The sequence below is a fragment of the Paraburkholderia sp. genome (assembly GCF_036488795.1).
GTDB lineage: Bacteria > Pseudomonadota > Gammaproteobacteria > Burkholderiales > Burkholderiaceae > Paraburkholderia.
Genome location: NZ_DASXHA010000061.1, coordinates 150,364 through 162,148 on the forward strand (window position 1 = coordinate 150,364; position 11,785 = coordinate 162,148).

The window sequence follows — 11,785 nt, forward strand, 5'->3', positions numbered from 1 at the left end:
TTATTCTCCTCATTCCGCTGCCGGCACGGCGTAATGCGGCGCATCTTTCTGCGCGACGTGAATCGTGCCGCCCGCCAGCGTACGCAGCACTACATAGAACACCGGAGTCAGCATCAGACCGAACAGCGTGACGCCGAGCATGCCGAAGAACACCGCAATCCCCATTGCGTGACGCATCTCCGAACCGGCTCCGCTCGACAGCACTAGCGGCACCACACCCATGATGAAGGCGATCGAGGTCATCAGAATCGGGCGCAAGCGCATCCGGCTCGCTTCGATTGCCGCTGACAGCGGCGAGTGCCCGTCATGCTCCAGTTCGCGAGCGAATTCCACGATCAGAATCGCGTTCTTCGACGCCAGCCCCACCAGCACCATCAAGCCGATCTGCGTAAAGATGTTGTTGTCGCCGTGCGTCAGCCACACGCCCGTCAACGCGGACAGCAAGCTCATCGGCACGATCAGGATCACCGCGAGCGGCAGCGTCAGGCTTTCGTACAAGGCAGCCAGCACCAGGAACACCAGCAGCACGCTGATCGGGAACACCCACATGCCCGCATTCCCGGCAATGATCTGCTGATACGTCAGGTCGGTCCATTCGAGCTTCACGCCACGCGGCAAGGTTTCCGCCGCCACGCGTTCAGCCGCAGCCTGTGCCTGTCCCGACGAAAAGCCGGGTGCCGGACCGCCGTTGATGTCAGCCGCCGTATAGCCGTTATAGCGCACCACCATTTCCGGTCCGAAGGTCGGCGTGACCGTCACCAGCGACGACAACGGCACCATCTCGCCCGCGGTATTGCGCGTCTTCAGTTGCAGGATGTCGTCCGCACGCTGACGGAACGGCGCATCGGCTTGCACCCGCACCTGATACACGCGGCCAAAGCGGTTGAAGTCGTTCACATACAACGAGCCCAGATAGATCTGCATGGTGTCGAACACGTCCGTCACCGGCACGCCGAGCTGCTTGGCCTTCACCCGGTCCAGATCTACATTCAGCTGCGGTACGTTGATCTGATAGCTCGAGAAGGTCGGTCCCAGTTCAGGTGTCGTAGCCGCCCGCTTGATGAAGTCTTCCGTCGCCTTGTTCAAGGCTGCGTAACCGAGCGCGCCGTGATCTTCCAGCTGCATCTTGAAGCCGCCCAGCGTACCCAGACCCAACACCGGCGGCGGTGGGAACACGGCCACGAACGAGTCCTTGATTGCGCCGTATTGCTGGTTCAAGGCACCCGCAATCGCCCCGGCGGAGAGCGCCTTGTTGCCGCGTTCCTTGAACGGTTTGAGCGTGACGAACACAATCCCCGCGCTCGAACTGTTGGTAAAGCCGTTCACGGACAAACCCGGAAACGCCACCGCACTTTCGACACCCGGTTGCTTCAGCGCAATCGCGCTCATATCGCGAATCACCTTCTCGGTGCGATCAAGCGAAGCACCATTCGGCAATTGTGCAAATGCGATCAGGTATTCCTTGTCCTGCGCGGGCACGAAACCGCCCGGTACGACGTGCGTGATAAACGCGGTGGCGCCCAGCAGGATCGCGTAAATGGCGAGCATGCCGCCCTTGCGGCGCAATACGCCTTGCACGCCCTTGCCGTACGCCGTCGAACCGCGGTGGAACACCTTGTTGAAGCCCTTGAAAAAGCGGCCGAACACAAAGTTCATGCCCCGTGTCAGCCAGTCTTCCTTCGCGCCGTGGCCGCGCAGCAGCATCGCGGAGAGCGCCGGCGACAACGTGAGCGAGTTGAAGGCCGAAATCACCGTCGAGATCGCGATGGTCACCGCGAACTGCTTGTAGAACTGGCCCGTGAGACCCGTCATGAACGCGAGCGGCACGAACACGGCCACCAGTGTCAGTGCAATGGCGATAATCGGCCCGCTCACCTCCTGCATGGCCTTGTAGGTCGCATCGCGCGCACTCAGCCCGGCTTCGATATTCCGTTCGACGTTCTCCACCACCACGATCGCATCGTCCACCACAATCCCGATTGCGAGGACCATCCCAAACAGCGACAACGCGTTGATCGAAAAACCGAACGCCAGCAGCAACGAAAACGTCCCGACAATCGACACCGGCACGGCAATCAGCGGAATGATCGACGCACGCCAGGTCTGCAGGAACACGATCACCACGATCACGACCAGCGCAATTGCTTCGAGCAGCGTGTGAATCACGGCCTCGATACTGGAGCGCACGAACTGCGTCGGGTCATAGACGATCTGGTAGTTCACGCCCGCAGGCATGTCTTCCTTCAGTTCCTTCATCTGCTCGCGGACCTGTTCGGAAATCGCGAGCGAGTTCGCGCCAGGCGCCTGGTTGATTGCGAGCGCAACCGCCGACTTGTTGTCGAGCAGCGAACGCAGGCCATACTCGGAAGCAGCCAGTTCAATCCGTGCAATATCGCGCAGATACGTCACACCGCCATCCGGCGCGGTCTTGACGACGATGTCGCCGAACTCGCCCGTCGTCTGCAAACGGCCACGCGCATTCACCGACAACTGCAACTGCGTGCCCGGCAACGACGGCGACGAACCGATCTGACCGGCGGCCACCTGGATGTTCTGTTCGCGGATCGCATTCACCACATCCGTTGCCGTCAGGCCGCGTTGCGCCACTTTCTGCGGATCGAGCCATACGCGCATTGCGTAGTCGCCGGAACCCCACAACTGCACTTCGCCCACGCCCGGAATCCGTTCCAGCCGATCCCTGACGTTGAGCACCGCGTAGTTGCGCAGATACGTCATGTCGTACTGATTGTTCGGCGAGATCAGGTGGACCACCATCGTCAGCGTCGGCGAGCTCTTGATGGTCGTCACGCCGAGACGCTGCACGTCTTCCGGCAGGCGCGGCAGCGCCTGGTTGACGCGGTTCTGCACCAGTTGCGTCGCGAGGTCCGGATTGGTGCCGAGCTTGAAGGTCACCGTCAGCGTCAGGTTGCCGTCGCTATTCGCTTGCGACTGCATGTACAGCATGTTTTCCACGCCGTTGATCTGCTCTTCGAGCGGCGACGCCACCGTTTCGGCAATCACCTTCGGGTTCGCGCCCGGATACTGCGCGTGCACCACCACCGAAGGCGGCACCACTTCCGGGTACTCGGAGATCGGCAGCTTGAAGAGCGAAATAATGCCCGCCAGCAGGATCAGGACCGATAGCACGCCCGCAAAGATCGGCCGGTCGATGAAGAATTTGGATATGTTCATGAGTAGCTCTTGTATGTGTAGCGCCAGCCAGCGGCGCGAAGCGAGAAGCTATAGAGCGTGAGGCTCACGAGTTCTTCTGCGTCTTCGCACGCGCCTGGGTCTGCGCAACCGACGCGCTGTCCTGATCGTCGTCGCCGTTCATCGGCACTGCATGGGCGTGCACCGTGTCGCCCGGACGCACACGCTGCGTGCCGTTGACGACGATCCGATCACCCGCCTTGAGGCCGCCCTTGACGACACGCAGGTTGCCTTGCATCGCGCCCAGCGAGATTTCGCGGTAAGCCACACGATCGCTCTGGTCGACCACCAGCACGAACTTCTTGTCCTGGTCGGTGCCGACCGCTGCATCGTCGATCAGCAGCGCCGGATGCGGCGCACTACCGCTCACCTTGATGCGCGCGTACAGACCTGGAATCAGCGTGCCGTCCTGATTGTCGAAGCGCGCACGCACGCGGATCGTGCCTGACGAGGTGTCGAGCTGGTTGTCGACCGAATCGATCACGCCCGTGCGCGAGTAACCCGATTCGTCGGCAAGGCCCAGTTGCACCGGCACCTTGTTGCCGTCTTTCTCACGGCCGATGTACTGCAGATAGGTCTGCTCGTCCGCGTCGAACGACGCGTAGATCGGCGACACGGAGACGAGCGTCGTCAGCGGCGGCGCACCTGCACCGGCGCTCACGACGTTGCCCAGCGTGATCTCCGCGCGCGACACCCGGCCCGACACCGGCGCGATCACCTTGGTGTAGCCGAGGTTGATCTGCGCGGTTTCGAGCGCGGCCTGGGCGGCCTTGACGTTCGCGCCGGCGCTGCGTGCCGCGTTCTGCTTCTCGTCATAGTCGCGCTTCGCGATGGCGTTATCGCCGATCAGCCGTTGCGCACGCTCCCAGTCGGCCTGCGTGTAGCCCGCTTGAGCCTGCGCTGCCGCCAGCTGCGCGGCTGCCCGGTCGACTTCCGCCTGATACGGGCGCGGGTCGATCACGAACAATGTGTCGCCCTTCTTGACCAGCGCGCCGTCCTTGAAATTTACCGACACGATCGTGCCCGACACTTGCGGGCGCACCGCGACCTTCTCGATGGCTTCGAGGCGGCCCGAATAGCTCTGCCAGTCGGTAATGGTCTTTTCGAGCACGGCTGCCACGTCCACGTCCGGCACATTGGCGGGTGCGGCATGGGCGGGCGAGCTTGCATCGACGCGAATGGCGCCGAACGTGCCGAGCGCGGCGATCACCACCACGCTTAGTACAGCTAGCGCCAAACGTGGACGCGAGGTTGAGAAGATAGACATATCAGGCTCCCGGCTGGGTTGTTTGAAATTGTTGGTTTATCGGTGGGCGCGCGCGTCGAAGCGCCATTGGAAGAAGCGCACGGCTTCCTGCAAGGCGGCCGGATGATCCGCCAGCTCCGCGTGCGAGACACTCGGAAAGCGGACCACCTGGGTCAGCACACCTGCATCGATCAGGTTGCTGGCGTATTTTTCGGCTTCGACGTGCAATACATCGTTCTGTGCAGTGGCAATCAGCGTGGCGGGCAAGCCGGCCAGCCGCGACGACTCCAGCGGCGCGGCATACGGATGCATGCGCTGCGACGCCTGCGGCAAATAGGCGCGATAGCAGGCCGCGCACTCCTGCGCGGTGATGTCGGAGCCAAGCCGCGCTTCGTCGCCGAGGCGCGTGAGGCTTGGATCGAGCATCGGTCCGAACAACGCTTGAGCGCCGATTCGTACGTCGCCGCGATCGCGCGCAATGAATGCGAGGCAATTGGCCAGCTGGCCGCCCGCGTCATGGCCCGCTACGCCGATATGTTTCGTATTGCCGCCGAACGCGCGGGCGCGGGTCTGAACCCACAGCGCCGCGCGATGCGCGTCCTCAGGCGCGGCCGGAAACGGAAACTTCGGGGCGAGCGAATAGCCCACGGATACGACCAGCGCGGGTAAATGTTCAGCGAAATAACGGGCGGCGAAATCCGCGTGATCCAGTGAACCGCGCACAAAACCGCCGCCATGAAAATAAAGAAGTACCGGTAGCGCACTTTTCCCGGCCTTGCGATACAGACGCAAAGTGATGTCCTGCGCGTGCCCCTCGATCGTCACGTCGGTCACCTCGAGCGACGCGCGAACCTCGTCCGTCCGGGCGGCGCCAGGCGGGATGAAGGAGTACGGCGGTTTAAATGCATCCATGTCGAAACGGCGCAAAAGCGCATAGAACTCGAATGGTGCGAATTGTGGGTTCAGCAGACTCCTAAATAAATGCCTATAATCCGGCAACACAATTCGGTACGCCCAAACAATCGAATACGCGCCTTGCTCTTGTTGAGCTAAACGGGTGAGTTCGGTTGATCTCGCGGGCTACCAGCCCCTTTCCCGGAGGTTAGCCATGGACCGTCTCCAGGCCATGCAAGTGTTCACCCGTGTTGTCGACACCAACAGTTTCACGCGTGCCGCCGAAACGCTCGACCTGCCGCGTGCATCCGTCACCACCATCATCCAGAACCTCGAGTCGTTCCTCGGCACGCGGCTCATGCATCGCACGACGCGCCGCCTGTCGCTCACCCCGGACGGTGCTGCGTATTACGAGCGCTGCGTGCGCATCCTCGCGGATGTCGAAGAGACCGAAGCCAGTTTCCAGAGCGGCAACAAGAAGCCGCACGGCAAGCTGCGCATCGACATGCCGGGTTCGATCGGCCGTTTGCTGGTGATTCCTTCTCTGTGTGAATTCCACACGCGCTACCCGGATATCGACCTGCAGCTTGGATTGACAGACCGCCCGGTCGACCTCTTGCAGGAAGGCGTGGATTGCGTGGTGCGGGTCGGCGCGCTGCAGGATTCGTCGCTGGTGGCGCGGCGTATCGGCATCTTCGAGGGCGTGAGCTGCGCGGCGCCGAACTATCTGCAGAAGTTCGGTATGCCGCACACGCTTGCCGATCTCGACGCGCATCGGGCCGTAAATTATTTTTCGAGCCGCACGGGGCGTGTGATCGATTGGTCGTTCCTCGTGGACAACAAGGAAGTCGAGGTGAAGATGAAGGGCACGGTGTCGGTCAACGACGCGGATGCCTACGTCACCTGCGGACTCGAAGGTTTCGGTCTGATCCAGCCGCCGCAGTTCATGGTTCTGCCGCATCTGCAATCCGGCCAGCTGGTGGAGGTGCTGCCGGACTTGAGACCGCTGCCCATGCCAATCTCAGCCGTTTATCCGCACAGCCGGCATCTGTCGCCGAAAGTGCGCGTATTCGTCGACTGGATCGCGGAGATCTTCGAGCGCTGCCCGTTGCTGAGCGGCCGCTGCAGTCTCGACACGCCCTGCTCGAAGCGGACTTTGGAGGAGCGTGAATCCGCACCGGCGCTCGATACGCCGGTGATGACCGAGTGGGTCTCCTGATCCGCCCCGTAATTGAAGGCTCAACTGATGAAGGCTCAACTGATGTAACCGCAATCGCGGCCTGCGTGCCGCGATTGTTCTGAATCACCAACTATTCATTTCGCCAAACTGCGGTTTATCCGCACCTTCCGGAAGCCTACATTTCACCCTGTCGCGGCGCAGCGCGCGCCGCACACGAATGACAGGAGTGAATCATGAAACGCAATCTCTTCGCAGCACTGGTTGTTTCGCTCGCCGTGAGTGCCCCTGCATTTGCCGGCGGCGGCGGTGGCATCGGCCATGCCGGCAGCTACGGCCAACAACCGGTGGGCCCGAGCGCGGTGTCGCGCGCCGATGTGAAAGCCGCGGAAGTAGTGGCCTATAACGACGGCACGCTGCCCTCGCTGAACAAGCCCACGTATCCGAATCTGAGCCTCCAGGGACAGACGCAGGCTTCACGTGTCGCAGTTCAAGGCCAAGGCAATGACGGCATCACGCGCGTGGCACGCAGCGAATAACGCTCGATAAATCCGCGGCAACGCCTGCAGTCACCTTCGACGCAAGCGTTGCGCGCCATCTACCTTGAAGGAGCACATCATGAGCCCATCAGAACTCGACCACTGGGATACCGACACCCCTGTGTGGACCCCGTTCCGCCCGCAACACTAAGCGTGTCGCGCAGCAGGCAGCGCGCCTCGCGCTACTGCTGCGGCACGCCCGCCCGCCATTCGTTCCAGTGCGTCACGATGTGCTGGACAAGTGGATTGCCGGCCAGAAACAGATTGCTGATCGCGATCGTAAAACCGCCTTGATCCGCGTAATTGAGCAGATTGTCGGCGCTCGTCTGGCCTTCATATGGGCGGTCGAAATCGGAGCCGGTACGCAATACGGCGACGCGATTCAGGTCGACACGATGCGCACTCGCGGCGCGTTTGAGCGCTTCGTAGGTCGCGTTGTCTTCCTGTTGCGTGGTGCAATAGACGCCCTTGTTGTCCGTGACGATTCTGGTCCAGTCGCGGGCGCGCTGGCCTAGCAACGTGCCGGACCACCATGTGTCGGCCGCCAGCGTGTCGCACTGGATCACGGCGGGCGGCGCATTGGCCGGCGCTTTGCCATAGTGGGCACGCGCAGCTTGCGCCTGTGCGTTATCGCTCAGTGTCACGTTGCGCGACAGCGCAAACGCAGCGTCCGCCAGCGCCGGATTGAGCTGGAACACTTCGGTGCGATAGTCGAGCGGCGGCTTGTCCGACGGACTCTTCGTATTGATGCCGAGATAGCCCGAGCTCCAGTTCGGCGGAATTTCGCGCCCGTCGATTTCCCATTGAATGCCGAAGTCCACCAGATACTTCGCCCACGCGGCCGAGCCGACGGTGCCGCGCAGCGGATCGATACCCGCAATGCCCGCCACCATGAAATAGGTATGCCGCAGGTCGAAGCGCGGCGAAAACGTCAGCGCCATGATCGACGCCGCCGCATTCGCGTGCCCCATGCCGGTGGTCATCACGCAGACGTCCTGCCCGTTGCAGTGAACCGCCGGATAATCGGGCGACAGTCCGTCAACCGGAATGCTCTGCCATGGCCCGAGGTGATCGAGTCATACCTGTCCTTCCGGGCCAAACATTGAAATGATCATGACCTTGACCGGTCGTCCATGCGAAGCGCTGACGTTCTGCGCGAAGCCGCCGTCATCGGCGTGAGCCGGTGCAGTCCAGACAGCCGCACAGGTTGCGAGCGTCAGCGCGGTGCTTGCCGCGAGAATACGAGTCAGCATCAGTGTCCTGCCTTGGTTGTGTTCGGTGAATCGGGAGGGCCTTCGTGCCTGCAGGCGAGCGTAAGTATAGGATGAAGGATATTATTTTCGGCACTCTACAAGGCAGATTCAAATTGAAATCCGGGTTGAGATTCGGCTGAAATCCCGGCCGAAATCCCGGCTGAGATCCATGTGAAATCCGCAACAAGCTTTGCGCTGAAATGCGTAGTGAAACGGGCAGCATTTTCAAATATGCTTCGTCGATGCATGTGTAACCCCTTGTCAATCGGGCCGCGTGGCTTTCTATAATCGAAGGCCCGTCTGGCGCATCTCTACAGGAGCAGGACCATGGATTATGTGAAACTGGGCCGTACCGGCCTCGAAGTCTCCCGCCTTTGCCTCGGCTGCATGAGCTACGGCATACCCGAACGCGGCAACCATCCCTGGACGCTCAACGAAACCGAATCGCGCCCGTTCATCAAGCAGGCGCTCGATCACGGCATCAACTTCTTCGATACCGCCAACGTCTATTCGGACGGCACGAGCGAAGAGATTGTTGGCCGTGCCTTAAAGGAGTTTGCCAAACGCGACGAGATCGTACTCGCCACCAAAGTGCACGGGCGCATGCATGAAGGTGCGAACGGAGGCGGTCTGTCGCGCAAGGCGATCATGTCGGAGATCGACGCCAGCCTGAAGCGTCTGGGCACCGATTACGTGGACCTGTACCAGATCCACCGCTGGGACTACACCACGCCCATCGAAGAAACCATGGAAGCGCTGCACGACGTGGTGAAAGCGGGCAAGGCCCGCTATATCGGCGCGTCGTCCATGTATGCGTGGCAGTTCTCGAAGGCACTGCACGTGGCCGAACGACACGGCTGGACGCGCTTCGTGAGCATGCAGAACTACGTGAACCTGCTGTATCGCGAGGAAGAGCGCGAAATGCTGCCGCTGTGCGAAAGCGAAGGCATTGGCGTGATTCCCTGGAGCCCGCTGGCGCGCGGTCGTCTGACGCGCGACTGGAACACCGGCAGCGCGCGCTCCGAGACGGATGAATTCGGCCGCTCGCTGTATGCGCAAACCGAAGACGCGGATCGTCGCATTGTCGAACGCGTGAGCCAGATCGCATCGGAGCGCGGCGTGCCGCGCGCGCAGGTTGCGCTCGCCTGGGTGCTGCAAAAGAGCGCAATCACGGCGCCGATTGTCGGCGCCACCAAAGCGCATCATCTCGATGATGCGGTTGCCGCGCTTTCCGTGAAACTCACGTCGGACGAAGTGAGGCAACTCGAGGAACTGTACGTTCCCCATACGGTGACCGGTTTCAAATAAGCGGTACGTCCTGGCGTTTTCTCAGCAAGCAGGCGCTAGCCAGCGGCTAGCGCCTGCTTACACATCAAACGCGCGGCACATCCGGCTCGAAGAACACCCAGCGCACCTGCGGAAAGGTGGCCTGCAGATCGGCTTCGATCATGTTGATCGCATCCACCATCGCACGGCCACTCGCGTACTCGATCATTTCCGCCTGCACCGCCACCACCACCTCGCGGCCCCACTGCAGGGTAATCAGATTGATGATGCTGCGAATCTCGGCCCGCGCGCGCAGATGCGCTTCGATGGCGCGCCGCACTTCCGGTCCCGCCGATTCGCCCACGATCATCGATTTCACTTCGCGCGCCACCAGCCACGCAATCACCATCAGCAGCACGCCGACGCCGATCGAACCCAGCGCGTCATAAACGGGATTGCCGCTGATCATGGTCAGCAGCACCGCGACGAATGCAATCGCGAGACCCGCGAGCGCGGCAATATCTTCGCCCGCCACCACCAGCAGATCGGATTCGCGCGTTTCGCGAAACCAGCGCCACAACGACTTGTCCGGATGCGTCTTGCGAATTTCCCTGATGGCACCAGCCAGCGACAAGGATTCGAGCACCACCGACACACCCAGCACGACGAGTGCCACATAAGCGTACGACAAGGCCTCGCGCGCAAACAGCCGGTGCACGCCCTCATACACCGAGAATGCGCCACCCACGAAAAACAGCAGCAACGCTACCAGCAGCGAATAGAAATTGATTTCGCGCCCGGCGCCCATGGGATGCAACGGGCTGGGCGGCCTGCGCGCTTCGCGCAGACCGAACAGCAGCAGAAGCTGGTTGCCGCAGTCGGCGGTAGAGTGAATCGCTTCGGCAAACATCGAACCGGACGCCGTGAAGAGCGCCGCGGCGAACTTGCAAACCGCAATGCCGATGTTCGCGGCTAGCGCGTAAAGGATGGCTTTCGGCGATTCTTCTTTCATCGTCGGCAGGGGTTGTTTTCAGGTGGTGGTTAAGGGAGCCGGGCGGCGTGTCGATGCCGCCCGATCACGCCACCTCGACGCGCGGCGCACCGTCGCGCATTTCGCCGATCACCGTCGCGCTATCGAAGCCGTCCGCGCGGAAAATGGCCAGTACTTCGTCCACCGTATCCGGCGCGCAGGTGACCAGCAGTCCGCCCGAGGTCTGCGGATCCGTCAGCAAGGCGCGCGCCACCTCGGGCAGGCCACCGTTCAAGCGAATGCTTTCGCCGTACGAAGCCCAGTTGCGCCCCGAGGCGCCGGTGATCACACCCGCCGCCGCAAACGCTTCGACGCCGCTCAGCCACGGCAGATCCGCATAGCGCAGATGGGCGCTCAAGCGTGCCCCGCGCGCCAGTTCGAGCGTATGACCGAGCAGACCGAAGCCCGTCACGTCGGTCAACGCGTGCACGCCCGGCAGCGTGGCCAGTTGCGTGCCGGGACGATTGAGCTGGGTGGTCGCGGCAATCATCGCCGCATAACCGGCGTCGCTCAGCTGGTTCTTTTTCAGCGCCGCGGACAACACGCCGACGCCCAGCGGCTTGCCGAGCACCAGGATGTCGCCGGCGCGCGCCGCGGCATTGCGCTTGACGCGCTGCGGATGCACGATGCCGAGCGCCGCGAGGCCGTAGATCGGCTCGACCGAATCGATTGAATGGCCGCCCGCTACCGGAATGCCCGCCTGGGTGCACACGTCCTCGCCGCCGCGCAGCACCGCCGCGATCACCTCGTGCGGCAAGACGTTGATCGGCATGCCTACCAGCGCCAGCGCCAGGATCGGCTTGCCGCCCATCGCGTAGACGTCGGACAGCGCGTTGGTAGCGGCAATGCGGCCGAAGTCGTACGGATCGTCGACGATCGGCATGAAGAAATCGGTGGTGGCGACAATTGCCTGCTCGTCGTTCAGGCGATACACCGCGGCATCGTCGGCGGTTTCGTTGCCCACCAGCAGGTCGGGAAAGGCCGGCAGCGGCACGCTGCGCCTGAGCAGGTCGGACAGTATGCCCGGCGCGATCTTGCAGCCGCAGCCGCCGCCGTGCGAGAGGCTGGTGAGGCGGGGCACAGCTGACCTGGCGGACTCAGCGGAATTCGAAGCAACGTGATCGGTCATGGCGGGTTCAAGGCAGAATGGCAATAGACCGTATTATGGGC

Annotated in this window: 8 protein-coding genes and 1 pseudogene; 3 read left to right on the forward strand and 6 right to left on the reverse strand. The window is 62.2% G+C overall.

All coding sequences use genetic code 11. From position 1 onward, the window contains the following. Positions 1-9: 9 nt before the first annotated feature. From VGH41_RS08295 to VGH41_RS08305, 3 genes are all read right to left on the reverse strand, one after another. Positions 10-3,192: an efflux RND transporter permease subunit gene (locus VGH41_RS08295; protein WP_331596886.1), complete on the reverse strand. Its 3,183-nt coding sequence runs from the start codon at positions 3,190-3,192 to the stop codon at positions 10-12. 64 nt (positions 3,193-3,256) lie between these two features. Further along, positions 3,257-4,477 (reverse strand): efflux RND transporter periplasmic adaptor subunit, encoded by a 1,221-nt coding sequence (locus VGH41_RS08300; protein ID WP_331596887.1) that lies wholly within the window; start codon positions 4,475-4,477, stop codon positions 3,257-3,259. 36 nt (positions 4,478-4,513) lie between these two features. Beyond that, positions 4,514-5,368, reverse strand: a complete 855-nt coding sequence (locus VGH41_RS08305; protein WP_331596888.1) for an alpha/beta hydrolase — start codon at positions 5,366-5,368, stop codon at positions 4,514-4,516. A 196-nt stretch (positions 5,369-5,564) separates the two neighbouring features. Here VGH41_RS08305 and VGH41_RS08310 point away from each other — a divergent pair, with 196 nt between their 5' ends. Together VGH41_RS08310 and VGH41_RS08315 are read left to right on the forward strand one after the other, a co-directional pair. Beyond that, positions 5,565-6,569, forward strand: coding sequence for a LysR family transcriptional regulator (locus tag VGH41_RS08310; protein ID WP_331596889.1), 1,005 nt, complete (start codon positions 5,565-5,567; stop codon positions 6,567-6,569). Between the two features lie 194 nt (positions 6,570-6,763). Next, positions 6,764-7,066 (forward strand): DUF4148 domain-containing protein, encoded by a 303-nt coding sequence (locus tag VGH41_RS08315; RefSeq protein WP_331596890.1) that lies wholly within the window; start codon positions 6,764-6,766, stop codon positions 7,064-7,066. A gap of 182 nt (positions 7,067-7,248) precedes the next feature. Here the strand turns inward: VGH41_RS08315 and VGH41_RS08320 are convergent. Beyond that, positions 7,249-8,319: pseudogene (locus VGH41_RS08320) on the reverse strand (purine-nucleoside phosphorylase). 327 nt (positions 8,320-8,646) lie between these two features. Here VGH41_RS08320 and VGH41_RS08325 point away from each other — a divergent pair. Next, positions 8,647-9,627 carry an aldo/keto reductase gene (locus tag VGH41_RS08325; protein WP_331596891.1) on the forward strand — a complete coding sequence of 327 codons (981 nt, stop codon included), beginning with the start codon at positions 8,647-8,649 and terminating at the stop codon, positions 9,625-9,627. A 64-nt stretch (positions 9,628-9,691) separates the two neighbouring features. Here VGH41_RS08325 and VGH41_RS08330 read toward each other — a convergent pair whose 3' ends face one another. Beyond that, positions 9,692-10,597 (reverse strand): cation diffusion facilitator family transporter, encoded by a 906-nt coding sequence (locus VGH41_RS08330; protein ID WP_331596892.1) that lies wholly within the window; start codon positions 10,595-10,597, stop codon positions 9,692-9,694. Between the two features lie 64 nt (positions 10,598-10,661). After that, a complete protein-coding gene (selD, locus tag VGH41_RS08335) occupies positions 10,662-11,744 on the reverse strand; it encodes a selenide, water dikinase SelD (RefSeq protein ID WP_331596893.1) in 1,083 nt (360 codons plus the stop codon). Between the last annotated feature and the right edge of the window lie 41 nt (positions 11,745-11,785).